Origin of the sequence: Vreelandella boliviensis LC1, assembly GCF_000236035.1 — a bacterium.
Taxonomy (GTDB): domain Bacteria; phylum Pseudomonadota; class Gammaproteobacteria; order Pseudomonadales; family Halomonadaceae; genus Vreelandella; species Vreelandella boliviensis.
Map to the genome: position 1 here is coordinate 2,010,589 of NZ_JH393257.1, position 25,707 is coordinate 2,036,295.

At 50.5% G+C, this 25,707-nt stretch carries 26 protein-coding genes; 24 read left to right on the forward strand and 2 right to left on the reverse strand.

The window, feature by feature from the left end:
• The first annotated feature begins 4 nt into the window (after window positions 1–4).
• The 8 genes from KUC_RS08970 to cysQ all read left to right on the forward strand — a co-directional run bounded on the left by KUC_RS08970 (window position 5) and on the right by cysQ (window position 7,168).
• Window positions 5–877: an SDR family oxidoreductase gene (locus KUC_RS08970; RefSeq protein WP_083825759.1), complete on the forward strand. Its 873-nt coding sequence runs from the start codon at window positions 5–7 to the stop codon at window positions 875–877.
• On the forward strand, window positions 874–1,950 hold the full coding sequence (locus tag KUC_RS08975) for an N-acetylneuraminate synthase family protein (RefSeq protein WP_007112862.1): 1,077 nt from the start codon (window positions 874–876) through the stop codon (window positions 1,948–1,950). Before KUC_RS08970 ends, KUC_RS08975 begins: the two co-directional genes overlap by 4 nt.
• Window positions 1,932–2,579: a glycosyltransferase family 2 protein gene (locus KUC_RS19325; RefSeq protein WP_083825760.1), complete on the forward strand. Its 648-nt coding sequence runs from the start codon at window positions 1,932–1,934 to the stop codon at window positions 2,577–2,579. The genes KUC_RS08975 and KUC_RS19325 overlap by 19 nt, the downstream gene beginning before the upstream one ends.
• 651 nt (window positions 2,580–3,230) lie before the next feature.
• Window positions 3,231–3,911, forward strand: coding sequence for a cell division protein ZipA C-terminal FtsZ-binding domain-containing protein (locus tag KUC_RS08985; RefSeq protein WP_007112864.1), 681 nt, complete (start codon window positions 3,231–3,233; stop codon window positions 3,909–3,911).
• Between the two features lie 165 nt (window positions 3,912–4,076).
• Window positions 4,077–4,847, forward strand: coding sequence for an amino acid ABC transporter substrate-binding protein (locus KUC_RS08990; protein ID WP_007112865.1), 771 nt, complete (start codon window positions 4,077–4,079; stop codon window positions 4,845–4,847).
• An 82-nt stretch (window positions 4,848–4,929) separates the two neighbouring features.
• Window positions 4,930–5,598, forward strand: a complete 669-nt coding sequence (locus KUC_RS08995) for an amino acid ABC transporter permease (protein WP_040480033.1) — start codon at window positions 4,930–4,932, stop codon at window positions 5,596–5,598.
• Window positions 5,595–6,350 (forward strand): amino acid ABC transporter ATP-binding protein, encoded by a 756-nt coding sequence (locus KUC_RS09000; protein ID WP_007112867.1) that lies wholly within the window; start codon window positions 5,595–5,597, stop codon window positions 6,348–6,350. The genes KUC_RS08995 and KUC_RS09000 overlap by 4 nt, the downstream gene beginning before the upstream one ends.
• 29 nt (window positions 6,351–6,379) lie before the next feature.
• The gene (gene cysQ / locus KUC_RS09005) at window positions 6,380–7,168 is read left to right on the forward strand and encodes a 3'(2'),5'-bisphosphate nucleotidase CysQ (RefSeq protein WP_007112868.1); all 789 of its coding nucleotides are present in this window, start codon (window positions 6,380–6,382) and stop codon (window positions 7,166–7,168) included.
• Here cysQ and KUC_RS09010 read toward each other — a convergent pair.
• Window positions 7,155–9,125, reverse strand: a complete 1,971-nt coding sequence (locus KUC_RS09010; RefSeq protein ID WP_007112869.1) for a sensor domain-containing diguanylate cyclase — start codon at window positions 9,123–9,125, stop codon at window positions 7,155–7,157. The genes cysQ and KUC_RS09010 overlap by 14 nt on opposite strands.
• Window positions 9,126–9,443: 318 nt before the next feature.
• Here KUC_RS09010 and rpsT point away from each other — a divergent pair, with 318 nt between their 5' ends.
• The 13 genes from rpsT (at window position 9,444) to KUC_RS09075 (ending at window position 21,906) form a co-directional block, all read left to right on the forward strand.
• Window positions 9,444–9,710 (forward strand): 30S ribosomal protein S20, encoded by a 267-nt coding sequence (gene rpsT / locus KUC_RS09015; protein WP_008959243.1) that lies wholly within the window; start codon window positions 9,444–9,446, stop codon window positions 9,708–9,710.
• A 134-nt stretch (window positions 9,711–9,844) separates the two neighbouring features.
• The gene (gene murJ / locus KUC_RS09020) at window positions 9,845–11,428 is read left to right on the forward strand and encodes a murein biosynthesis integral membrane protein MurJ (RefSeq protein WP_040480039.1); all 1,584 of its coding nucleotides are present in this window, start codon (window positions 9,845–9,847) and stop codon (window positions 11,426–11,428) included.
• 66 nt (window positions 11,429–11,494) lie between these two features.
• The gene (gene ribF, locus KUC_RS09025) at window positions 11,495–12,559 is read left to right on the forward strand and encodes a bifunctional riboflavin kinase/FAD synthetase (protein WP_040480042.1); all 1,065 of its coding nucleotides are present in this window, start codon (window positions 11,495–11,497) and stop codon (window positions 12,557–12,559) included.
• 7 nt (window positions 12,560–12,566) lie between these two features.
• The gene (gene ileS, locus KUC_RS09030) at window positions 12,567–15,404 is read left to right on the forward strand and encodes an isoleucine--tRNA ligase (RefSeq protein ID WP_007112874.1); all 2,838 of its coding nucleotides are present in this window, start codon (window positions 12,567–12,569) and stop codon (window positions 15,402–15,404) included.
• A complete protein-coding gene (lspA, locus tag KUC_RS09035; protein ID WP_371827728.1) occupies window positions 15,397–15,954 on the forward strand; it encodes a signal peptidase II in 558 nt (185 codons plus the stop codon). Before ileS ends, lspA begins: the two co-directional genes overlap by 8 nt.
• 36 nt (window positions 15,955–15,990) lie before the next feature.
• Window positions 15,991–16,437, forward strand: coding sequence for an FKBP-type peptidyl-prolyl cis-trans isomerase (gene fkpB, locus KUC_RS09040; RefSeq protein WP_007112876.1), 447 nt, complete (start codon window positions 15,991–15,993; stop codon window positions 16,435–16,437).
• A 38-nt stretch (window positions 16,438–16,475) separates the two neighbouring features.
• Entirely contained in the window at window positions 16,476–17,453 is a 978-nt protein-coding gene (ispH, locus tag KUC_RS09045; protein WP_176459041.1) for a 4-hydroxy-3-methylbut-2-enyl diphosphate reductase, read from the forward strand.
• 81 nt (window positions 17,454–17,534) lie between these two features.
• Window positions 17,535–17,936 (forward strand): type IV pilin protein, encoded by a 402-nt coding sequence (locus KUC_RS09050; RefSeq protein ID WP_085940827.1) that lies wholly within the window; start codon window positions 17,535–17,537, stop codon window positions 17,934–17,936.
• Window positions 17,923–18,507, forward strand: a complete 585-nt coding sequence (locus KUC_RS09055) for a GspH/FimT family pseudopilin (protein ID WP_007112879.1) — start codon at window positions 17,923–17,925, stop codon at window positions 18,505–18,507. Before KUC_RS09050 ends, KUC_RS09055 begins: the two co-directional genes overlap by 14 nt.
• Entirely contained in the window at window positions 18,504–18,932 is a 429-nt protein-coding gene (gene pilV / locus KUC_RS09060) for a type IV pilus modification protein PilV (RefSeq protein ID WP_007112880.1), read from the forward strand. The genes KUC_RS09055 and pilV overlap by 4 nt, the downstream gene beginning before the upstream one ends.
• Window positions 18,932–19,417, forward strand: a complete 486-nt coding sequence (locus tag KUC_RS19085) for a PilW family protein (RefSeq protein ID WP_007112881.1) — start codon at window positions 18,932–18,934, stop codon at window positions 19,415–19,417. The genes pilV and KUC_RS19085 overlap by 1 nt, the downstream gene beginning before the upstream one ends.
• Window positions 19,414–20,829: a pilus assembly PilX family protein gene (locus tag KUC_RS19090; RefSeq protein ID WP_007112882.1), complete on the forward strand. Its 1,416-nt coding sequence runs from the start codon at window positions 19,414–19,416 to the stop codon at window positions 20,827–20,829. Before KUC_RS19085 ends, KUC_RS19090 begins: the two co-directional genes overlap by 4 nt.
• A 54-nt stretch (window positions 20,830–20,883) precedes the next feature.
• Entirely contained in the window at window positions 20,884–21,906 is a 1,023-nt protein-coding gene (locus KUC_RS09075; protein ID WP_007112883.1) for a tryptophan--tRNA ligase, read from the forward strand.
• Between the two features lie 125 nt (window positions 21,907–22,031).
• Here KUC_RS09075 and KUC_RS09080 read toward each other — a convergent pair whose 3' ends face one another.
• Window positions 22,032–22,550 (reverse strand): Hcp family type VI secretion system effector, encoded by a 519-nt coding sequence (locus KUC_RS09080; protein WP_040480043.1) that lies wholly within the window; start codon window positions 22,548–22,550, stop codon window positions 22,032–22,034.
• Between the two features lie 643 nt (window positions 22,551–23,193).
• On the opposite strand from KUC_RS09080, the gene tssB reads away from it, so the two are divergent.
• From tssB to tssE, 3 genes are read left to right on the forward strand one after another with little or no spacing between them, the layout of a single operon-like run.
• Entirely contained in the window at window positions 23,194–23,697 is a 504-nt protein-coding gene (gene tssB, locus KUC_RS09085) for a type VI secretion system contractile sheath small subunit (RefSeq protein WP_007112885.1), read from the forward strand.
• A 56-nt stretch (window positions 23,698–23,753) separates the two neighbouring features.
• The gene (tssC, locus tag KUC_RS09090; RefSeq protein ID WP_007112886.1) at window positions 23,754–25,235 is read left to right on the forward strand and encodes a type VI secretion system contractile sheath large subunit; all 1,482 of its coding nucleotides are present in this window, start codon (window positions 23,754–23,756) and stop codon (window positions 25,233–25,235) included.
• Window positions 25,236–25,246: 11 nt separating this feature from the next.
• Window positions 25,247–25,705 (forward strand): type VI secretion system baseplate subunit TssE, encoded by a 459-nt coding sequence (gene tssE, locus KUC_RS09095; RefSeq protein WP_050804825.1) that lies wholly within the window; start codon window positions 25,247–25,249, stop codon window positions 25,703–25,705.
• Window positions 25,706–25,707 lie beyond the last annotated feature (2 nt).

Below are 25,707 nucleotides of genomic sequence, written 5' to 3' on the forward strand. Positions count from 1 at the left end.
ACTTATGAAAAAAAAATTGCTTGTTCTTGGGGCTAATGGCCTTCTCGGTAGTGAATTTATGAGTTTCGATTATTCGCCTACATGGGAAGTGCTAGGGCATAGTAGAAATGAAGGAATTCTAGCATGTGCAGATATGAGTGCTCCTGAAGAAGTAATGGATATGCTTAATAAATTAAATCCTGATGCAGTACTCAATCTTGTTGGGATGACTAATGTCGATTTTTGCGAATCTTATCCAAATGAAGCTTATGTAGGTAATGTTAAAACGCTTGAAAATGTTGCAAGCTGGATCAGGAATGCTAAAAAGTCAGTTCAACTTATTCATATTTCAACAGATCAAGTTTATGATGGTCAAGGCCCTCATGCTGAAGATAAAGTCGATCTAAAAAATTATTATGCTTTTTCGAAGTATGCTGGTGAATTGGTTGCTGGTATGGCAGGTGGCTTAATTATAAGAACTAATTTTTTTGGAAAAAGTAAGTGTGAGAATCGTGCCAGCTTAACGGATTGGCTTTTTTCAAACTTAACTGAAAATAATCCTATTCAAGTATTTGAAGATGTTCTTTTTAGTCCACTTTCTATGCCTACTCTCTGTGAAATGCTGAGTTTAGCTATTGAAAAAAAATTAGTTGGTGTTTACAACTTAGGAGCAAGAGATGGGTTGAGTAAGGCTGATTTTGCCTACAAGTTTGCTCTCTCCCTCAGATTGAATTGTAATATAATGGCACGCTGCTCGAGTGATGAGGTGAATTTTATAAAAACTTACCGGCCTAAGGATATGCGGTTAGATGTTCAGCGTTTTGAGCGCGCGGCTGGAGTTACCTTGCCTTCATTAGTTGTTGAAATTGATAGGGCTACTAAGGAGTACCAAAAATGAAAAAAAATCCCATGATTCAAATAGAAAATAAAAAAGTTGGAAGGGATCATCCTGTTTACTTTATTGCTGATATAGCTGCTAACCATGATGGCGATATCGAACGCGCTAAGGACTTAATTTTTCTTGCAGCTGAAGCTGGCGCTGATGCTGCTAAATTTCAACACTTTCAAGCTGAAACCATTGTCAGCGATCATGGTTTTAAAGCTCTTAGTGGTCAGAAGTCACATCAATCTTCATGGAAAAAATCAGTATTTGAGGTCTATCAAGATGCTAGTATTAATCTAGATTGGTCAGATATCCTGAAAGATACTTGCAAAAAAGCAGGTATAAGTTTCTTCACTAGCCCATACAGTATGGACTTGGTAGATCATATTGATCCTTATGTTCCAGCTTATAAAATAGGTTCTGGAGATATTACATGGATTGAAATGGTAGAGTATATTGCATCTAAAAAGAAGCCATATATTCTTGCAAGTGGCGCATCCAATATGGAGGATGTTAATCGTGCTGTAAGTGCTGGGTTAGCTATCAACACTAATTTATGCCTTATGCAGTGCAATACAAATTATACTGCCAGTATTGATAATTTCAAGAACATTCAGCTCAATGTGTTAAGGACTTTTCGTGAAATATATCCTGATTTGCTTCTCGGTTTGAGCGATCATACACCTGGACATGCTACAGTTTTGGGTGCGGTCGCCTTAGGGGCACGTATGGTGGAAAAGCACTTTACTGATGACAATTACCGTCAAGGTCCTGATCATAAATTTTCTATGAACCCATATTCTTGGAAAGAAATGGTTAATCGTACCCGAGAGCTAGAGAATGCATTAGGCAACGGCATTAAAAAGGTAGAGCAAAATGAACAAGAGACAGTAATATTACAGCGCCGTGCCATTCGGTTAGCTCAAGATTTACACTCTGGGGACCGAGTTAGAAGGGAACACTTAACAGTACTACGCCCTTGTCCGGTAGATGGGTTGCCTCCCTACCTCATTGACGAAATAATTGGTAGGAAAATACGCCACACTATAACAACTGGTGATTATATTAAATGGACAGATCTCGAATAGCTTTAGTTATTCCAGCATATAATGAAGCTGAGACTATTTTTGATGTCGTCTCTGCTGCTTTAAATTATGGGCAGCCTATCGTCGTTAATGATTCTTCCAACGATGCGACCTCCGAAAAAGCCAGTAGTGCTGGGGCTTATGTTGTCTCTCATGCTAAGAATATGGGGTATGATAAAGCTTTAAATTCTGGTTTTAAAGAAGCTCTCCGAAGAGGGTTTGAAGTGGTCGTAACTATTGATGCAGATGGTCAGCATGAACCAGGATTAATCTCTCAGTTTTTAGATAGTATCGACTCGGGCGCTGATCTTGTTCTAGGTGTAAGGAATAAACGTCCACGTTTCGCTGAACATGTCTTTGCTTATTATACCAAGTTTCGCTATGGGATTAATGACCCATTGTGCGGAATGAAAGCATATAAAATATCAGTGTATGAGTCTTTGGGTCACTTTGATTCATATGGTTCAATAGGAACTGAATTAGCTATTTACGCCGCCAGAAGAGGTTTTTGTTATAGTCAAGTTGATTTTTCTGTCAAAGATCGTATAGGACGTTCCAGATTTGGTGGTTCTTTTGTTGCTAATTTTCGAATATTGAGATCTTTGTTTATAGATATTGTCCGTGTTTATTAGGCATGGTAGCAGTGATTTTTATTCTAAAGCCTATAGAAGCAGAGGTTTGATGAGTTTAATTAGTTTTAAAATTTATTTTATTTAAAAAGTCAATGATAGTCTTTCTATATAATTGTGCCATCTATTTTAGTTCATGATGATGTTGAAAACTTTTTAGCATGTTATGCTAAAGCTGATAAGTAAACAATTTGTCTGTACACTTTTATAATTATTTTATGTGAATGCTCAACAATCACTATTTGATGCTACTCTTCAGCAGTTGGTTTTTCAGCCATGTTTATCTTTTCGAGTGTGAGTTGCTGAGCAGCTATTTTAAAGTAGAACGCTTGGAGCTTAGAACTAAAGGATAGCTCGACAAGTATCGTGTTGTTGGCAAACAGATCCACTTGGCGGGCGTCGGTTTCTCCCGCGAATAGCCTAGATCGCGGGGGATGTTGAAACACTCCCCGCCAGAGCATGTCGTCCTTCAATATCTATGTCTTTTAAATGACCCATACGAAATTACTTCTCCTAAACCCTCTCCCACTAATTGATTAGCTGACTAATGTTGACCTTCCTAGGTTTTATTCGATAATGAATGATCACGCGTAGCGCTCAAAATTGTTGTGAGTGCTCACTTCGGTCGCTCTTCATTGGGTAGGAAGCCAATCCATGGATCCGCACAAACTGGCGGTAACCTTAGCCATCACTGCAGGCTGGTTGAGTTTTAACGGCCTTGTCGTTTGCATGTACTTCTTACTAAGCGGCAGAGGCGTGCTGGAAGGGGGAATGTGGCGAGGCGGAGAGTGGCTAAGGCTTGGGCAGCCATTAGTGCCAACCAATGAGAGCACCAAATTACCAACTCAACCTTCTACTATTGCAAAGCAGGTGAGCACTCCCTCTACGTTACCCGAGAGTGAAGATAGCGTAGAGGAGGTGGCACCTGCAGCGGCCGAAGAGAGTGCTCATGTACTGTTTGTGATGTTTGAACAGCCCGATACCGCGCTCAATAAGAAGCTTCAAGTTAGTCTGCAAAAATGGGATGCCCACTACGATGCCGCGCTTCAGGTTTACAGCGTGCCAGGTGTTACTCCGCAGAATCCATTGTGTGTCGCTAATGCCTACCCGCCTGGAGTGATGCCTTCTCCAGACAGCTTCCAGCAAGCAGAGCATTTGATCGGTGGTGTAAGCATCATTCTCAAAAATCCTAAGCGCAGGCGCGGGTTTGATAAGGTGCAGTTGGAAAAGCTTGTTACGTTTTCTCAAGAGCTGGCAGCGCTAGGCGGCAGCGTACTGGATGCAAAGCGGCAAGTAGCCACCCCCAAAACGTTCCAAGCAATCAGACAAAAATAGCCAAACAGCTGAGCGCGAACGTATATTCAGTAATGGAATAAAAAATATTTTTAATATTCTTTTGTATGCTTTTGTCTTGCGGGTAAAATAGCTGCCATCAACGCCGCATGAATTTTTTGCGGCTATTCGGATCGTCGGGATATCGACTAACGAGGAAACAGACTCATGCTACTATCACGCAAGCTTAATATCTCCCTCGCCGCGCTTTCGCTAAGCGTTGCCAGCGGGTTGTTCGCCGCGGCTGCTCAAGCCGATACACTTCGAGTGGGCATGTCCGGTGGTTACTTCCCCTTTACCTTCGTTGAGCAAGATGAGCTTAAAGGCTTTGAAGTCGATGTCATGAATGCAGTGGGTGAGATCACCGGTGATGACATCGAATTCGTTACTGCTAGCTTCTCGGGGCTGGCGGGTATGCTTGAGTCTGGGCGTATCGACACCATTGCCAACCAAATCACTATCACCCCAGAGCGTGAAGCGAAGTATGTGTTCACTTCGCCTTACGTGTATGACGGTGCACAGGTCGTCGTAAAGGCAGGGAATGACACTATTCAAGGTGTTGAAGATTTGTCCGGCAAAAGCGTGGCGGTGAACCTGGGTTCCAACTACGAACAGCTGCTGCGTGAACAACCGAACGCCGATGAAATCGATATTCGTACCTATGAATCCAACATTGAGCAGGATGTGGCGCTGGGCCGAGTAGAAGCCTTTGTGATGGATCGCGTGAGTGCTACGCAAGTCATTAAAGAGAAAAACCTGCCGTTAGAGCTGGCGGGCCAGCCATTCTCGACCATTGAGAATGCGCTGCCGTTCCGTGATGACGAGGCGGGTCGTGAGCAGCGTGACCGCGTTGGCGCAGCACTTTCGGAGTTGCGCGATAATGGCGAGCTACGTGAGATATCTGAGAAATGGTTCGATACTGATATCACTCAGCCGTAACAACTGATCTTATCCGTTTCATGCGGCCGTGGCATTGCCACGGCCGTTTGCTTATAAGCGATTTAGCCTATGTTTAATTACCATGCTTAACCTCGAATATATGTGGGGGCTGTTGCCGGTTCTGCTGCGCTACTTGCCGCTCACCCTTCAAATGGCAACGATTGCCATGATATTTGCGTTGATACTGGCGTGCCTGTTAGCGGTGGTTCGCGTGTCAAAAGTGCCGGTATTAAATGGCTTTTCACTGCTGTTTATTTCGTTTTTTCGCGGTACACCGCTGCTGGTTCAGTTGTTCCTTTTTTATTACGGCCTGCCACAGCTAATAAGCTCTTTGATCGCCATTACCGGCGTGACAGCTGCGGTACTGGGGCTAACGTTACACTTCTCTGCCTACATGGCCGAATCCATTCGTGCTGCCATTGTGGGGATTGACCGCAGCCAGACCGAAGCCGCGCTCTCCATCGGCATGACCCAGTCGCAATTAATGCGGCGCATTATTCTGCCCCAGGCCACCCGTGTGGCAACGCCGACGCTGATGAACTACTTCATCGATATGATCAAAGCGACCTCGTTGGCCTTTACGTTAGGCGTCACCGAACTAATGGGGGCCACGCAAAAAGAGGCGGCGGGCAGCTTTCTTTATTTGGAGGCGTTCTTGCTGGTAGCGCTGATTTATTGGGCGGTGGTGGAGGTGCTCTCCTGGGGTCAGCGTCGGTTAGAAATTTACCTGAATAAGGCCTACCAACGATGATTTCGCTGCAAGGCATTACCAAGCGTTTCAGCGGCCATACGGTGTTTAAAGATATCGATTTAAGCCTTTCTCAAGGCGAGATCATTGTCATCATCGGCCCTTCCGGTACGGGTAAGTCGACGCTGTTGCGCTGTATTAATTTTCTGGAACGCCCTGATGCAGGTCGACTGCAGGTGGGGGATTTGAGTGTTGATACCCAGCGGGCCAGCCGGGCAGATATTCTGGCGCTGCGTCGGCGTACTGCTTTTGTGTTTCAGAACTACGGCCTGTTCGCCAATAAAACCGCGCTGGAGAATATCAGCGAAGGCATGATTGTGGTGGACAAGCTACCGAAAGCTCAGGCCCATATGCGGGCAAGGGAAATTCTGGAGCGCATCGGCCTGGCAGATAAGGCGGATGCTTACCCGGCTTCGCTCTCCGGCGGCCAGCAGCAGCGGGTGGGTATTGGTCGGGCTATGGCAGCCAATGCCGATGTGATTCTGTTTGATGAGCCCACTTCGTCCCTTGACCCCCAGTGGGTGGAGGAGGTCTTGAGCCTGATGAAGCAATTGGCGGTAGAACGCCAGACGATGATTGTCGTCACCCACGAGATGCAGTTCGCCCGGGAAGTAGCGGATCGGGTGGTATTTATGGACGAAGGCGGTATCGTCGAGCAAGCCCCGCCAGAAGAGCTGTTCACCGCGCCTAAAGATGAGCGAACGCGCCACTTCTTGCGCAAAATTCTTGCGCCCACGGGGCAGGCTGTGCCTTAAAGGCTAGCGCCCGACTGTTTGAGGTTAATATGCCCACTATTACCAAGGCATTGCTAAAAAGTGTTGAGCAATTAGCCTGGGAGGCGGGCGAGGCGATCATGCTGGTATATCGTCGAGACTTCGCCGTTGAGTTTAAAGCCGACAAAAGCCCGCTCACTGAGGCGGATAAAGCCGCCCATGAGATGATTGCCCGTGGCTTGCAGGCGCTTACCCCTGATGTGCCGATACTCTCCGAAGAGGATACCCAGAGCTTTAAAGGCGCCAACGCGCAGGGCTTATATTGGCTGGTCGACCCGTTGGATGGCACCAAGGAGTTCATCAAGCGTAACGATGAATTCACCGTCAATATTGCCCTGATTGAAAAGGGCCGACCGGTGCTTGGTGTGGTGGTGGCGCCCGCCTTGAAGCTTAGCTATCTAGCCGCCGAAAGTTTAGGCGCGTTTAAAGTCGATGCTGATGGGCAGTGGCAGCCGATCATGGCGTCATTGCCTCCGTTATCAGGGCAGCCGTGGCGCGTGCTGGGAAGCCGCTCCCACGCGGATTCGCGTTTGTCGGCATGGCTTGGTGAGTTGGGTAAGCATGAGCTTCGGTCTATGGGCAGTTCGCTTAAAGCGTGTTTTATCGCAGAAGGCAATGCCGATGTGTACCCGCGGTTTGGGCCAACCAGTTTGTGGGATACGGGTGCTGCACAGGCAGTTGTAGAGCAGGCTGGCGGTCGCGTTGTTACGTTTGACAATCAACCGCTTAGCTACGCAAACCCCGAGCAAGTGCTTAATCCCGATTTTATGGTGTGGGGCAAGTCGGCTAGCCCGCGTTAACGACTACTTGGTTACGGCCGTTTTCTTTAGCTTGGTATAGGCCTATGTCTGCGCGTTTTAGGGCAGGCTTCAGTCCCTTTTCATTGGTTAAAATAGCGGTTACCCCAAGTGATACGGTCAGCCAAAGCATTTTTTCTGAGCGCTCTTCTGATGCGTTAATAGGGGTAGCAGCCACTGTGCTGCGTATACGCTCGGCTACCTGTTCAGCGTGTGAAAGCGAGGTATTGGGAAGTAAAATAGCAAACTCTTCGCCGCCCACTCGGCATAGCAAGTCTTCTTGGCGAAGCAAGTCAGCCACTATTTTCGTAAAGCTTGTTAGTACGTCATCACCAACATCATGACCATATTCATCGTTAATGTGCTTGAAGTGGTCAATATCAATGGCGATGAGTGCGATAGGGTTATTTTCCCTTCGTGCCCGTGACATCTCGGTAGTCGCTTGGGTCTGTAAATAACGCCGGTTGAATACCCCCGTCAGTGGGTCTGTCATGGCTTGGGCGCGTAGTTTTTCTTCAAGTTGTTTGCGTTCGGTAAGGTCAAACACGGTGGCACGTGTATGCACAAACTGGCCATCGCGATAAAAGGCGGAGGCCTTAATCATGACGTGGCGCTGCTCGCCATTACGCGTTAGCAGGCTGCATTCTGCGCTACCTGGTTGATTGTTTTTTACGTTTTCGAAGGCTTTGTCGAAATGGTCACGAGTTTCTGGCGTGATCAATTCTCGGTAAGTGACGTGACCGATAACTTCTTCGTCGGAGTAGCCAAGCCAGGTGAGTTCGGTGCGGTTCATTTTAATCACTCGACCGGTTGTATCGAGCGAGTGGTAGCCGCAAGGGGCATTTTCATACAGGTCGCTTACTTCATGGGCGTGGCGCTGGGCTGCTTGGCGCAACTCGCGTTGGCGTTGGCTGCTGAATGCCCAAAATATTCCGAAGGCGACGGCAACACCGTAGGTCAATAACAGAAACCAAAGCACGGTAGTCTCTTCTTCTATCAGCGAGCGCCAAGTAGGTCGCGGCAGTGATACGCCCAGTTTCCAAGGGTAGTAGGCATTTTCACTAAAGATAGAGCCCGACAGGCTACGATAGCGCTGGGTGCGTATATCTTCAGTTTGAAAGCGTAATAGATGGTTATCTACCGTGGCATGGCCAGCATTGCGCTGCTGCATAGCTTGCCAATAGTCAGGTGCGAGGGTGGCAAAATCACTTCCAAAGCTAGTCGTATTTAATGGCGGGATGCCTTCATCTAACAGCCACCGTCCTTGGGCGTCGATTAAAAGCGTATTGGCACTTTGCTCAAGCAGCATAGCTTGGCGTAGGGCGCTTGTGAGGTAGCTCCAATTTAAGCTTAAAAGCACCACGCCACGGCGTGCACCCGTCGCATCAAAGATAGGGGTAGAAACGTTGACCACCGGGATCACTTCGTTACCAAATAGTTCAAATTGCAGATTACGACCCGGCGGTGAGATATAGAGGTCGCGCGGTAGCAGTGAGGCCGCTTCTTGGAAGTAGTCGGTATAAGCATGATGAGTGCCATTCACACGTGGCCCCGTTTCATTGCTTTTGGGCGCGCGGAGCACTTCGCTTCCCTGGTTATCAATTAGTACCAGCTTGGTATAGCGGGGATTGTGACTAATCAGCGTGTTTAAAAAAGTAGAAAGCTGCGATAAGTCACTAAGCGAATTGTGCTGATCAATGAGTGCTGCCCTGTCTTGGGATGCTAAGTACCGCCTTAATTCAGGCATTTCGGCAATCGCTAGCGCGTAGGTTAGGCTTTCATTAATATCGCGAGTTAATGTTTCTTGGCCGACGTTTAACAAGATTTTTGCTTCGGCACGCAGGCTATCAAGTCGGGACTCCATATGGACATGGAGCACAGGCAGCAGCGTTGTCGATACTAAAATCAACGGTATGCAAATGGCTAACAGTAGGCGAGTGAGTAAGCGTCGCAGTGGCACTGAAATGTTTCCTGTGAGTAGGTGTACCCAAGGGCAACCTGCTTTTAGTATTATATGTTGTGCTTGTCAATGCGCTGCTAGCAAGCACGCCTAACGCGTGATAGACTACGCCATCCTCTCAGACAAGTCCCGTGAATGGGCAGCTTATTTCGACTGCCTGTTACACACTTTGGTAGGGTGATAACCCAGCCAAAACAATTGGTTGTTTTGGAAATGGATTGTTGCGGAAACGTCGCGCTGTGACAGCGCAGCCGACGAACACATATTTAATTTCGTTGCCGTTTTATCGGCAACCTTTATTCTCCAAGGAGATACCCTGTGGCGAACAGCAAGCAAGCTCGCAAGCGCGCCCGCCAGGCCGAGAACCGTCGCGTCCTGAAATCCAGCCAGCGTAGCATGGTCCGCACCTACATCAAGCGTGTAGTGAAAGCGATCAGCACCGGCGACCACGCCAAGGCAATGGAAGAGTTCAAGGCAATGCAGCCGGTCGTTGACCGTATTGCAGACAAAGACGTGCTGTCTAAGAAGAAAGCAGCTCGCCTGAAGAGCCGTTTGAACAAGCGTATTAAGGCACTGGCGGCGTAAGCCGGCAGGCGCCAAAAAAAAACCGGCTGCGGCCGGTTTTTTTGTGTCTGGATGATTTTCTAGATCCATTTTCTGAATAGTTCTTCTGGATAGTTTTTCTAGACGGTTTTCTAGACGGTTTTTCTGGATAGCTTATGACAGCGAAGAAAGCACCCAACACATCTTCAAACACCGCAATAGTCCGCCGTGGACTAATGCGCTCGGGTCTTGTGGTCAGTGCCATGACCATGCTGTCGAGGGTGATGGGGCTGGCGCGCGATGTGGTTATTGCTACTTTCTTAGGGGCTGGGGATGGCGCCGATGCGTTTTTCGTGGCGTTTAAGATCCCTAATTTTCTGCGCCGTCTGTTTGCCGAAGGGGCTTTCAATCAAGCTTTTGTGCCCGTGCTTTCAGAGTACTCCACTCAGCGTAGCCGGGATGAGATACGCGAACTGCTGAACGCCACTGCAGGTAGTTTAACGGCAGTGCTGGCGCTGATTACCGCCGTGGCCATGCTCTGCGCGCCGTGGCTGATTTGGGTGTTCGCCCCCGGTTTTGGCAGCGAGCCGGAAAAGCTGTCGCTGACCGCGGATATGCTGCGCTTAACGTTTCCCTATTTATTGCTGATTTCGCTCACCGCGTTTTCAGGCAGTGTATTGAACACCTGGAACCGCTTTGCGGTACCCGCGTTTACCCCGGTGCTACTAAACCTTTCGCTGATTGGTGCAGCGCTGTTTTTAATGCCGCTCATGGAAGAACCCGCCATGGCGCTGGCCTGGGGCGTGCTGATCGCCGGGGCGGCCCAGCTGGTTTTTCAGGTGCCGTTTTTATTGAGGTTGGGGTTAATGCCCACGCCTTGGCCTAATTTTGCCCACGAGGGCGTGCGGCGCATACTGAAGCTTATGGGGCCTGCGCTGTTTGGGGTGTCGGTCTCGCAAATTAACCTGCTGTTGGATACCGTTTTGGCGTCACTGCTGACGGCGGGCAGCGTGTCGTGGCTCTACTATTCGGATCGCTTGGTGGAGCTACCGCTGGGCGTGTTTGGGGTGGCCATTGGCACGGTGATTCTACCTGCGCTGTCTAAACGCCATGCTGACCAGTCCAAAGAGCACTTTGCGGCGATGCTCGATTGGGCTATCCGTATTGTATTGCTGTTAGGCTTGCCCGCAGCGTTGGCGCTGGCGGTATTGGCCGAGCCGCTGTTGATTACGCTGTTCCATTACGGGGCCATGACCGACAACGACATCCAGATGGCGGCCATGAGTCTGCGCGCTTACGCCTTCGGCTTGGTAGCCTTTATGCTGATCAAAGTATTGGCACCGGGCTTTTTTGCTCGCCAAGACACCAAAACCCCGGTGAAAGTAGGCATTATCGCCATGGTCGCTAATATGGTGTTTAACCTTCTGCTGATTTGGCCGCTGGCCCACGCAGGGTTGGCGTTAGCCACCGCGCTTTCTGCCTTCTTAAACGCTGGCCTGCTGGGCTACTTGCTGCATAAGGAGGGAGTGCTGGTCTTTCAGCCGGGCTGGAAGCGCTATTCTGTGCAGCTATTGGGTGGTAGTGGGTTAATGTGTGCGGCACTCTATTTTATTGCGCCCGACTGGCAGGCTTGGCTCGCGTTTGGTCTTTGGCAACGGATAAGCTGGGTCACCGGGCTAGTGGTACTGGGCGGCTCGCTCTACTTCGCGTGGCTGGCGGCACTGGGTTTGCGCGTTCGTCATTTTAAAATGCACTCATAACACTGCATCCTGGGGTGTGGGTTCGTTATAATCAGAGGCTTTATGTCCTCCAACGGCTGAGGTGCCATGCGCGTCATTCGAGGTCTGCACAACTTGAAAGCGGCTCATCGTGGCTGCGTTGCCACCATCGGTAATTTCGATGGGGTGCATCGCGGCCATCAAGCCATCCTGCAGCAGTGCCGCGAGCATGCGGCGCGCTGGAGTGTGCCGATAACAGTGGTGGTGTTCGAGCCCCAGCCGCGTGAATTTTTTGCCGGTGATCAAGCGCCGCCGCGTTTAACCCGGCTGCGTGAGAAGGTGCGCCTGCTGCGCGATTTTGGCGCTGAGCAAGTACTCTGTTTGCCGTTTAACGATGCGTTGCGCAGCCTTACCGGGCGTGAGTTTATTGATCAGGTGTTGATTGATGGGCTGGGCGTTAAACACTTGGTCGTGGGTGATGATTTTCGCTTCGGCTGTGACCGCCGCGGCGATTTTGCCCTGCTGGCGGAGGTCGGACGCGAACAGGGGTTCGGTGTAGAGCACACCCGCACCTTTACTGAAGATGACGAGCGGGTTTCCAGTTCGCGAGTGCGTACCTTGCTTGCTAGCGGCAATTTTTCTGCCGCTGCGCGTTTGCTGGGCCGTGCCTATTCGTTACATGGCCGCGTTGTTCGTGACCAGCAGTTGGGGCGCACCATTGGCGTACCGACTGCTAACTTGCCGCTGATGCCCCAGCCATTAACGCTGCGTGGGGTTTATGCGGTGGTGGCTGAACTTGAAAATGGCGAGCGCTACCCAGCAGTGGCGAATGTGGGCTTCCGCCCTACGGTAGGTTCGGAACGGCCAACGCTGGAGGTGCACCTGCTGGATTTTAAAGGTGACCTCTACGGCCGACGCATGACGGTGTATCCCTGCGCGCGCCTGCGGGGTGAGGTGAAGTTTGACGACCTTGAGGCACTCAAAGCGCAAATTGAACGTGATCAGGCCCGCGCCCGCCACTATTTAACGGCGGCAATAGGTGGGCAAAGCAGCGATGACCAAGAGAGCGCTGAACAAGACTATTCTCTTCCGCTGGCCTCGGCCCCGCTTGGGCGTGATACGATTTCTTCTGATTCTTCTTCGGCGGATGACGCCGATACTAACAACGGCTGACCAGACCATGGATTATAAGCACACGCTGAATTTGCCTGAAACTGATTTCCCCATGCGCGGCATGCTGCCAAAGCAAGAGCCAGGGCGGGTTTCCCAGTGGCAGGATATGAACATTTACCAGCGCCTGCGGGAAGCGCGCGCGGGTGCGCCGCTGTTTGTACTGCACGATGGCCCTCCCTACGCCAACGGCAGTATTCATATTGGTCACGCCGTTAATAAAATCCTCAAAGATATTATCGTTAAATCGAAGAATTTAGCCGGCTTCGACGCCCCCTACGTACCGGGTTGGGACTGCCACGGCTTGCCCATTGAGCATAAAGTAGAGACTACTCACGGCAAGCACTTGGCGCCAGAGCACGCTCGTGAGCTTTGCCGTGAATACGCTGGGGCGCAAGTTGAAACCCAACTGGCCGACTTTGTGCGCTTGGGCATTATTGGCGATTGGGATCACCCCTACCGCACCATGGATTTCGCCAACGAAGCGGGTGAGATCCGTGCGCTGGCCGAGATGGTCGATGCGGGTTACGTTTTTAAAGGCTTGAAGCCGGTTAACTGGTGCTTTGACTGTGGCTCGGCACTGGCGGAAGCCGAAGTTGAGTACGCGGATAAAAAATCCGACGCTATTGATGTGGCCTTCCCAGTGGAAGATGCCGATAAACTCGCCGCAGCCTTTGGCTTAAGCGAACTGGCCAAGCCAGCGGCAGTGGTTATCTGGACCACCACGCCGTGGACCATTCCAGCCAACCAGGCACTTAACGTTCACCCTGAATTTACCTATGCGCTGGTCGATACTGGTGAGCGCTTGCTGCTGTTAGCAGAAGAGTTGGTAGAAAGCTGCCTAGAGCGCTTTGAGTTACAAGGCGAAGTGATTGCCACCACTCAAGGCAAGAATCTTGATCTGATCAATTTCCGACACCCGTTTTATGATCGGCTCTCGCCTGTCTATCTGGCCGAGTACGTCGAGTCAGAAGTGGGCAGTACCGGTATCGTTCACTCCGCACCCTCTTACGGCATGGATGACTTTATCACCTGCCGGGAGCATGGTATGGAGTTCGACGACATGCTCAACCCGGTGCAGGGAAATGGCGTTTACGTAGACGACCTGCCGTTCTTCGGCGGCCAGATGATTTGGAAAGCCAATCCCCAGATCGTCGAAAAGCTGCGCGAAGTGAATGCGCTGATGGCGCACATCCCTATCAAACATAGTTACATGCACTGCTGGCGCCACAAAACGCCGGTGATCTACCGTGCCACGGCGCAGTGGTTTGTGGGCATGGATATTCAAGGCAAAGATGGCAAAACTCTGCGCGAGCGCGCGTTGGAAGGTATCGAAGCCACCGCGTTTACCCCCGCTTGGGGCCAAGCTCGTCTGCACAGCATGATCGCCAACCGCCCGGACTGGTGTATCTCCCGCCAGCGTAACTGGGGGGTGCCGATCCCGTTCTTCCTACACAAGCAAACGGGCGAGCTGCACCCGCGCACCGTTGGGTTGATGGAAGAGGCCGCCAAACGCGTTGAGCAAGAAGGTATCGATGCCTGGTTCAAGCTCGACCCGGCAGGGTTGTTGGGCGCGGAAGCGGCTGAGTACGACAAAGTCACCGATACACTCGATGTCTGGTTCGACTCCGGCACCACCCACCGCCACGTACTGCGCGGCTCACATCCGCACGGCCATGAAAGTGGCCCGCGGGCTGACTTGTACCTGGAAGGCTCTGACCAGCACCGCGGCTGGTTCCACTCGTCGTTGCTGACCGGTACGGCGATTGACGGTCATCCGCCGTATCGCCAGCTGCTGACCCACGGTTTTACCGTCGACTCCCAGGGCCGCAAGCAGTCTAAATCGCTAGGCAACGTCGTCGCGCCCCAGGAAGTGATGGATAAGCTGGGCGGCGATATTCTGCGGTTGTGGGTGGCGTCTACCGATTACTCCGGTGAAATGGCCGTCTCCGACGAGATTTTGAAGCGCACCTCCGATGTGTATCGGCGGATTCGTAACACTGCGCGCTTCCTACTTTCGAATCTTAACGGCTTCGACCCAGAGAAAAACCAAGTAGCGTTTGGCGATATGCTGGCGCTGGATCAGTGGGTGGTGGATCGTGCTTACCAACTGCAGGCGCGGATCGAAAAAGCCTATGAAGAATACCGCTTCCTGGATGTCTACCAGCAAGTGCACGGTTTCTGTGCCCGGGAGCTGGGTGGCTTCTACTTAGATGTCATCAAGGATCGCCAGTACACCACCCAGGCCGATTCACTGGCGCGGCGTAGTGCGCAAACCGCGCTATATCATGTGGTAGAGGCGCTGAGCCGCTGGGTCGCGCCGATTCTCTCCTTCACTGCCGAAGAGATCCACGAGAATATCCCCGGTAAGCGCGGCGACAGCGTACTGCTAGAGACCTACTACACTGACCTGGGTCGTTTGGATGATAACGCCGACATGGGTCGTGCTTTCTGGGAACAGGTGCTAGAGGTCAAACACTCGGTCAACAAGTGTTTGGAAGATGCCCGGAATGCCAAAGTCATCAAAGGCAGCCTGGCCGCTGAAGTCACCCTGTATGTCAGCGACGAGCTGCAGGCGATGCTGGCCAAGTTGGGTGACGAGCTGCGCTTTGTCATGCTCACCAGCGAAGTGACGCTGAAACCGCTTGCTGAAGCCGGTGATGTAGAAGCGGAAGCGACAGAGCTTGAAGGCTTGAAAGTCGCGGTTAAAGTAAGCGGTAACACCAAGTGCGAACGCTGCTGGCACCATCGCCCGGATGTAGGCACCCATGCGGATCATCCTGATCTATGTGGCCGCTGTATCAGCAACCTCCCCGAGGGAAGCGGTGAGATTCGCTACTATGCTTGATAAAAACATGCCTAGCAAAGACACACCTAGCGATACAAACGCACGGCCGACGATGCAGCGGCCGCTGCGTTGGCTGTGGCTAGCGGTGGCGGTGATTGCCTTGGATCTGGTCACCAAGTACATAGCCAGTAGTCAACTTGGCTATGCCCAGCCGGTAGTCGTGTTGCCGTTTTTTAACCTGACGCTGCTGCACAACACGGGCGCTGCATTCAGCTTTTTAGCTACGCATCCCGGCTGGCAGCGCTGGTTCTTCGCCATTATTGCTGTGGGGGCCAGCGTGGCGCTGACGGTGTGGCTTGCGCGGATCAAAAACGACGAAAAGCTGTTGGCGATAGCACTACCGCTGATTATCGGTGGTGCGCTGGGCAATCTCTACGACCGCCTGGTGCATGGTTATGTGGTCGACTTTTTATCGTTTCACGCCGCAGGGTGGTACTACCCGGCGTTTAACGTGGCGGATATAGCGATTACCCTGGGGGCGGTCGCCTTAATCTGGGAATCCATTATAGGGGAGCGGCGACGCAAAAAAGCGGCCAAGGCTTCCCATTAATCGAACGTTGAGAACAACTGTACATTGAGAGCTGCAATGAGCGACTACCGTATTGATGACGGCATGGAAGTGACGCTGCACTTCACCCTAAAGCTGGAAGATGGCACTTTGGTGGACTCTACCAAAGACAAAGCACCGGCCACGTTTGAGTTTGGCGACGGAAATTTGCCGCCCGGTTTTGAGCATCCGATTAAAGGGTTGGCAGCGGGTCAGGAGGGTACCTTTCAGATAACCCCCGAGCATGCTTTTGGTCAGCACAACCCGCAAAATATTCAGACCCTGAAACGGGCAGATTTTGGTGATGAAGCCCCGGAAATTGGTATGGTAATGTCGTTTGCCGATAAAGCGGGAACGGAATTGCCAGGTGTGGTCAAAACCATTGACGGTGATCGTATCGAGGTGGACTTCAATCACCCGTTAGCAGGCCGCACGCTCACTTTTGAGGTCGAAGTGCTCGACGTCAAGCCGGTGACAACGCATTAATTCACTAAGCGATGCCGCTTACGCATCAAGGCGCTACTATGCAATCGACGCAATCACAGCCCATCCAGATCAAGTTAGCCAATCCGCGTGGCTTTTGCGCCGGTGTGGATCGCGCCATCGATATCGTCAACCGCGCACTGGATGTGTTTGGGCCACCCATTTATGTGCGCCACGAGGTCGTCCATAACCGCTTTGTGGTTGAAACACTGCGCGCCCGCGGGGCTGTGTTTGTTGAAGAACTGGATGAAGTGCCAGACGACGTGATCGTTATTTTTTCTGCCCACGGTGTTTCCCGGGCGGTGCAGGCCGATGCTGAACGGCGGGGGCTGAAGGTATTCGACGCCACCTGCCCGCTAGTGACCAAAGTTCACCTTGAAGTGCTGCGCTATGCCAAGCGCGGCCAAGAGTGCATTCTAATCGGCCATGAAGGCCACCCGGAAGTCGAAGGCACCATGGGGCGTTACGACACCTCCCACGGTGGGCATATCTATCTGGTAGAAGATGAAAAAGACGTCGCTAAGCTGGAGGTGAATGATCCCTCAAAGCTGGCCTTTGTGACCCAGACCACGCTGTCAATGGATGACACCGCCAAGGTGATCGATGCGCTGCGCGAGAAGTTTGCCGAGATTCAGGGGCCGCGCAATGATGATATCTGCTACGCCACGCAGAACCGCCAGGATGCAGTACGCGAACTAGCCGCCCAAAGCGATCTACTGTTGGTGGTGGGCAGCCCCAACAGCTCAAATTCAAACCGCCTACGTGAACTTTCGGAGCGTATGGGCACACCCGCCTATTTGATCGACAACGCCGATCAGATCGACCCGCAGTGGCTTGAGAATGTTTCACGCATTGGCGTAACCGCGGGCGCCAGTGCCCCTGAAGTATTGGTCAAAGGCGTGATTGCCAAGCTGCAAACCATGGGCGCTGCACTACCTGAAGAGCTACAGGGTCGCGAAGAAACCATCACATTTTCCATGCCGAAAGAATTGCGTGAAAAGGTGATTGCCAGCAGCTAGAAACTTGCGTCGTGGTGCAATGCGTATTGGTTTGCGACATACTGAAACGGTATGAGCTAACTAATACAGGAGCGAAGCCGCGTGTCTTATGTTTCTCACTCTTTTTCTGGCCGTTCTTTGCTGAGGGGCCAGCGCGGCTTCACCCTCATTGAGTTAATGATTGTGCTGGTGATCATCGGCATCGTCGCCTCAATTGCCTACCCCAGTTATACCCGCTACGTGCAAAAAGCAGTTCGAACCGACGCCCATGCGGGTCTTATGCAAGCCGCTTCGGAGCTTGAACGTTGTTATACACGGACTTACTCTTATAGCGGTTGCCCGCTCGACGATCCCTCTTACTCCCCCGAAAAGAACTACACGATTAAAATCTATCCCAGCAGTAACGGCTACCTACTGACCGCGAATACCCCCCAAGATGATGGTTGTGAAGAAGATATAACCTTAAGTTCGAGCGGCGAAAGGTTACCCAATGCCTGCTGGTGAAATGAATAAACAGCGCGGGTTTACCCTGATTGAGCTGTTGGTCACACTGATCATCGCAACGATCATTGCTGTTATGGCGGTTCCCGCTTTTACGGGCTTTCTTGCCCGTCAGCAGCTAGCCAGCGACGTCAATGAAATCATCTCTGTCTTGAGCTTTGCCCGCAGCGAAGCGATCAAACAACGCAGCGATATGTCGGTGTTCTTTTCACCCCCTGATGCGCCTGCTTCAAACCGCCGCCCTGCATCCTGTAGAAATAATGAAATAGAGGACGATTCGGGTGAAAACAATGAAGAGAGTATCCGTTACCGTTACTCGGGAGGCTGCTATTGGGTGGTGGAAAGCGGGGCAGGTAGTCAGATACTAAGAGTAGGGCAGTCCGCTAATATAACCTCGCCTACCCAAGCGTTTTCGCTCACCTTTCAAAGCTTGGGCGACGCCGACATTTCCAACTGCCCTGACTCACCCTGCGAAGTGACGCTAAAAACGATGGGAGGAAATGTATCAGCTACGCCTGTAACGCTGTTGATTCGCACAACGGGTAGCATTCGTAGAAAGGAGAGTGAGTCATGAACTCTCAGCGCGGCTTTAGCTTAATAGAAGCGCTCATCGCGCTGGTGGTTCTCTCGATTGGCCTGATTGGCGTTGCCGCCATGCAGCTTAAAGCGCTGCAAAGCGCCAATGCTGGCTACCAGCGTTCGCTGGCAAGCGTCGCTGCCGTGGATGCCCAGGAGCGGCTTTGGGCGGCGTTGACCACGCTAAACCCAGGCGAAACCTGTGAGGATATCGACAGCTCAGCTGTCGAGGACGCGTGGAAAGATGATTGGTTTAAGGATAACGACCAAAACCCGCTTCGCAATGCCAAAAAAGGCGAAAGCGGCATCGGCAGAGGCAACGGCGAAGACAAGTGCCGCTTTAATGTGATCCTGATTCTTGGCGATGACGAGAATGATGAGTTCGACTACACCTTCCGCCTCCCAAGGCTTGAGGTGCAGTAATGAAACAGTATCAATATGGATTTACCCTAGTGGAACTAATGGTCGCAATGGCCATCGGCACGGTGATTATCCTGGGGGCTGGTCAACTTTTTTTAACGACCTTTCAAACGTTTCAAACTGTTGACAAGGTCAGCCGTAAACAAGAGACATTAATTTTTGCGGTAAGTACCCTGGCTGAAGCAGGTCGTAAAGGAGATATTGGTGACTACGCTATCGTCTCAGATGAGCGTGGCTCTGGTAGCGATACGCGTCATTACTGTGTTCTACAGAATGAGGATCAAAGCCAACCAACAGTTGATCTTGCCCAGTTTGATGACGAGACAGCCTGTCCGACGCTTTCTGTATCCAGTGGTAATGGTGTGTCTCATATAGTCACATTGCCCATTGGTGATTGTCGAGAAGGCGTGGATGCCACGTGCGACCACATCACCTTTACCATCAGCGAGCGAGATAAAGCGATCTCACCACAAGAGCCTACTTCATGAAACAGCAGCAAGGCGCAGCGTTAGTAATTGTTATGGCACTGCTCGCTGGAGCGCTAATGTTAGGCATGTCGGGAATGCAGAGTGCGTTGATTGATGAACGACTGGCGGGTAATTATCGAGCCTCTATGCAGGCGAGAATGAATGCCGAAATTGCTGCAGCAGAAGCCGTGGATGAAAATAGCCTGGCTTTCTTTAACTCCACTCATTCTTTGAGTGATTTGTTAGAGTTGAGTTGGGATGAGCTTAATGAGCAGTTTTCAGCCAATCAAAGTGCGCTCAATTTTAGCTGTGAGAGGGATGGCCAATTTGAGTGTATCTATATTCCGTTAACATTGGACGATGGAAGCTATGTCATAGCAAAAGGCATCGTTGGGAGTACACAACGTGGTAGAGCCGAGAGTAAGGCTATTTTATTGCGGTATGTTGCGGATGCAGAAATGCAGCAACCATTCGGCTCAGCGATTACTTCTTGTCAGGACATAACACTACGGGGGAGCGCTCGCATAGTCGGTGGCGTGATCGCTGGAAACAACCTGATCATTGATGGCAATCCTCCACCACCAGACAGCGCGTCGGTGGGAGGCAACATTGTTTATCCTGATTGGTGGGGAAATCAGCATCAGCAAAGGGTAGAGAATTATCAAAGTGGTGATGATGGTTACCGTTTTTCTGAATCATGTGACAGTTTGGGTATATTGGACGATGACGAAAATGATCGTTCCTATTTTGAGAGGGTTGCATCTGCATTGAATGTGGTGGGCGCTGGCCAATGGCTGCAAGAGCAGGGCTTGAAACACTATTACCAGGAAAATAACAATACCTTTAACTTCACTGGCGGGAGTGGCAGTCAAGATGCGTCCACTTCTTATCTTGGTGTAACCGGTAGGGAAACATCGCTAAACATTGATAAAGATTTAAAGACTAGCGGTCGCTTACAGCGATTGGTGGTGGACGGAACAGTCAATCTTTTTGTGGATGGCGACTTTGATCTGGGCGGTAATACTTCGCTAGAGATTTCAGAAGGTGCCATTTTAAACCTATATGTTAGCGGTAAAGTAACGCTCTCAGCGGGTAGTGAATTAGCGCTAAATTCAGAAAGCTTCATGCGCCAAGATAGCGCCGGTATTAGTCGTCCTGCTGTGAGCATATATAGCACTTACCAGCAAATTGACAGCCGTAGTGGTATAACCATCGGAGGTAGTAACGATACCTATGCTGCTATCTACGCTCCCGGTTCGAATGTAGACATTGGCGGAAGCGGTGCCTTATATGGTGGTTTACGTGCACAAAAAGTCGTGATGTCTGGGGCTGGCGCCTTGGAGTATGTAGCTGACCTTGCTGATTATGAAGTTAGTGGGGGAGGGACGGGTGGAGGCCCGCCAAGCTTTTCCAAGTGGACAGAAGAGCTGTAGTTAAGCCTTGTTATTGCGTATAGAATATTGTGAATTTATTCAAAGAGTTTTCTAATGTCAGAAATATCCAAAACCCGCGTTCTCACCGGTATTACCACCTCCGGCACGCCCCATTTGGGCAACTATGTCGGAGCGATCAAGCCCGCCATTGAGGCGAGCCAAGACCCCAACGTGCAGTCGTTCTACTTTCTGGCCGACTACCACGCGCTGATTAAATGCCCAGACCCTAAGCGCGTGCAGCAGTCGCGCTTGGAAATTGCTGCTACGTGGCTGGCGCTGGGACTGGACACCGACAACGCAATTTTCTATCGCCAGTCGGATATTCCAGAAATCCCAGAGCTCACCTGGATGCTCTCCTGCGTATGCGCCAAGGGTTTAATGAATCGCGCCCATGCCTATAAAGCAGCGGTGGCTGAGAATGAAGAGGCGGAAAACCAGGATCCGGATAAAGGCATTACCATGGGGCTTTTCGGTTACCCTGTGCTGATGGCGGCGGATATTTTAATGTTCAACGCCAATAAGGTGCCGGTAGGGCGTGATCAGATTCAGCATATCGAAATGGCCCGTGACATCGCCGGGCGTTTTAACCATCTCTACAAAGGTCAGCACTTTGTCCTTCCTGACGCCGTCGTTGACGATAAGATACAGCTACTGAACGGCTTGGATGGTCGCAAGATGTCCAAAAGCTACGACAATACCATTCCACTGTTTGCCCCAGAGAAAAAACTGCAAAAGCTGGTACGTAAGATTAAAACCAACTCGCTGGAGCCCGGTGAGCCGAAAGATCCAGATACCTGCACGCTGTTCCAGATTTACTCAGCCTTTGCCACAGTGGAAGAGACTGCCAGCTTGCGTGAGCAGTACGTGAACGGTATTGGCTGGGGCGAGGCTAAGAATCAAGTGTTTGAATACTTGAATGCTCATTTAAGCGCTCCAAGAGAGCGTTATAACGCGCTGATGGAGGACCCCGCTCACATTGAGGCAGTGCTGCAAAAAGGCGCCGAGCGAGCGCGGGAAGAAGCCGCCGTCACGATGGATCGTTTACGGGCTGCTGTAGGCCTAGGTCGGTTTGTTTAATCCCCGAGCCTTGCCGCAATACCAGTAGCAATACGTTAATAACGACGAAGCCCCTTCCAACTGGAAGGGGCTTCGTTTATTTCAGGCCTTGCTTTTCAGACCCAGTCTAGGCTATTAGCGAAAGCTTAGCCTTCGATCGGGGCGCGCCAGTCATCGGAACCAGAGGTTCCAGCAACAGTGTGTTCCCAATCAATCTTGCGGTAAGCCAATGATACGTCCATCAACTGAGTGAATTCAGACTTATTGATGTCTTGAGCATGCGGCATGCGCAGATTGATGTCTACGATAGTGGCATCGGTCAATGTGGTGGTGAAGAAATGTTCCTGCTTACCTTCAACAGAAGTGCGGTACCACTTAAGTGCTACGTTAGGCAGCATTTCACCAGAAGCCAGTGCGTTATACATCAGCGGCACTGATTTGTTGAGTGCCACAGTAAAGATAAAGGGCTTATGTGCGCGCTGGCCGGAAGGCTGACCAGACTGAGGGTCAGTTGGGACAGTAACGACATGCTTGAACTCTTGAACCAGCATCTCGTCTTCGTGGCCTTCAACATAAATGTTGCCGACAGAATCAGGAGTAAAGGCACCTGCAGTGATATTGCCCTGAGTTTGGCCTTCAATGCTGATATAACATGGTGTTGGCATGGTCATCTCCTTGAGTGAAATAGTAAATGAGTGTCGTGTGGACTATGTAGTTAGAGCAAAGAGCATGCCACTATAATTTTTTACTTATTTTTCATTGTGTTATATTTTTTTTATTATATTATTATTTATAATTAGGCAATTTTCTGCCTACTGCAAGCAACTCATTGCCCAGCAGGCCATGAGTTGCTTGCCCTCATCTATTGATAATTTAAAGGATCTGAAACAGTAATGGTTTATGTCTTTTAAGTTTTATTTGGTAACAGATGTCTGCTAAATGTCATTTTTAACTTGGCAATTCACGCATAAATGACTTTTCTATTTGATGGCGACTCGTTTTAAAAAAGACATTTGTGCGTTATCTCTGTCAAAAAACGTAAGAGATTACCGATAGGATTTGTAAGAAATATCTTACAAATTTTAATTAGGCAATTTATTGAAATTATAAACGCCGCTATTTCTTGGAATTTCGCCAAAAAAACACAAAAAGCATGCAAACGTGCCATGTGGTTTTTAAGTGCTAAGCGATCAGCTGTTTTTTGCTAGAAAAGTGGGATTTGGCATCGCTTCTGATAATAGTTACGCTCCCACGGATTGAGAACTATTCACAGATACATTGATACATCTCTTTCCAGGGCTAAATATCATGGCTAAACAAGGAACCGTTGCGCCCAAAGAGCGCATCAATATTAAGTATGTGCCAGCCACTGGCGATCAGCAGGCTGAGACAGAGCTACCGCTGAAGTTATTGGTGGTGGGTGACTTTAAAGGTGGTGAGGAAGAAACGCCCATAGAAGAGCGTCAATCCGTTTCTGTCGATAAAAACAACTTTCAGTCCGTCATGCGAGAGGCTGGGTTGAGCTTGCAAACGGCAGTGCCTAATCGCCTTGATGAAAGTGACGAGCCCACAGATATTGCTGTCAACCTTGACTTCAAATCCTTGGAAGATTTTTCGCCTGATGCTGTTGCTAAGCAAGTGCCCGAATTGCGCAAGCTAGTTGAATTGCGTGAGGCACTGGTTGCGTTGAAGGGCCCGTTGGGCAATGTGCCTGCTTTCCGTGATCGGCTGCAGAAGCTTCTGGAAAACGATGAGGCCCGCCAGCAGTTATTGAATGAGCTGGCTTTGCTGGAAACGGATAAAGATCAATAACTCCTCAGCATTAGCAGCGTTTTTTAATTGCAGATCATCGAATTCGAGGCACAGCAATGAGTAAGACAGCAAAGCAGCAGAATGCAGCGGTAGAAACGGAAACGGACGTTTCGTTGCTTGACCAAGTGATGGCGCAAACGCGCATGGCGCCAGCCGATGAGGGTTATGACGTTGCCAAGCAAGGGGTAGCTGCCTTCATTGCAGAACTGCTTAATGGCGATGAGGCGGCTCCAAAGGTCAACAAAGCGCTTGTTGATAACATGATTGTTGAACTAGATCGTAAAATCAGTCATCAGGTGGATGAAGTCCTGCATGATACGAATTTTCAGCAGATGGAGTCGGCTTGGCGCGGCTTGAAGCTGCTGGTTGATCGCACTGATTTCCGTGAAAACATCAAGCTCGATGTACTACACGCCACCAAGCAAGAGCTGCTGGAAGATTTTGAGTTTGCGCCTGAAATTAGTCAGAGCGGTCTATATCATCACGTGTATAACGCGGGCTACGGTCAGTTTGGCGGTGAGCCAGTAGCAGGCATTATTGGTCACTACGATTTTTCGCCCTCTACGCCGGATATGAAGCTGCTACAGCACACTGCAGCTGTTGGCGCCATGGCGCATGCGCCCTTTATGTCTTCAGTTGATCCCTCTTTCTTCGGTATTGAGAGCTTTGAAGAGCTTCCCAATATCAAAGACTTCAAAGCCATTTTTGAAGGGCCTAAATACGCCCGTTGGCGTAGTCTTCGCGAGTCTGAGGACGCACGCTACTTGGGGCTAACAGCGCCGCGTTTCTTACTGCGTACTCCCTATGACCCAGTAGAAAATCCGATTAAAACGTTTAACTATCGCGAAAACGTTAGTGAAAATCACGAGCACTATTTGTGGGGAAATACTGCTTATTTGTTGGCGGAGCGTCTTACGGATAGCTTTGCCAAGTACCGTTGGTGCCCGAATATTATTGGGCCACAAAGTGGCGGGGCGGTTGAAAACCTACCTGTGCATACCTACGAAGCATTTGGCCAGTTGCAGGCCAAAATTCCTACTGAGGTGTTAATTACTGACCGGCGCGAGTTTGAAATGGCCGAAGAAGGTTTCATTTCATTAACCATGCGCAAAGGTAGTGATAATGCGGCCTTTTTCTCGGCCAACTCTGTTCAAAAACCTAAGGTCTTTCCGAACACCGCTGAAGGTAAAGCCGCGGAAACCAATTTCAAACTGGGCACGCAGCTTCCCTACATGTTCATCATTAATCGTCTGGCGCACTACATAAAAGTGCTTCAGCGCGAGCAAATTGGATCATGGAAAGAGCGTCAGGATCTTGAGCGTGAGCTAAATGCTTGGATTCGCCAGTACGTGGCCGATCAAGAAAATCCCCCTGCCGATGTACGTAGCCGCCGCCCGCTGCGCGCCGCCTCAATCCAGGTGTTGGATGTCGAGGGTGATCCAGGCTGGTATCAGGTTTCCATGGCGGTACGCCCGCACTTTAAATACATGGGTGCCAACTTCGAGCTTTCGCTTGTTGGTCGTCTCGATAAGGAATAAAGGGACGCCCAATGGCAACGGATAGTGGTGGATTGTTGAGAAGAGAGGCGGGAAGAGAGTCGCTAGGTAGCCGTTTGTTTGAACGGCTTGCGGCCCCCTCTCATTCTGTACTTAGGCAAGAAGCAGACGAGTTGGTAGCGGTTATCGATTCAATTAAGCGCCATTTGGTTGAGTTGCTTAATAGCCATCCGGGTAACAGTGCCTGTGCCCCGGAGCTTGGCCTACTCGACTTTAACGATGCCACGATCGGTGTGCTGGACCTGGAACGCAATATTCAGCAGGCCATTTGTCAGTGCATCGAGCGCTATGAGCCCCGTGTCAAACGGGTAGACGTTGAGTCTTTGCCTAATCATGGTGACCCGTTGCAGTTACGTTTTCAGGTGCATGCCACCGTCGCTTTAGGTAGGGAAAACTCGCAAGCGACTATCGATTTGTTGCTTAACAACAAGCGTTATCAGTGTCTCAACTGATA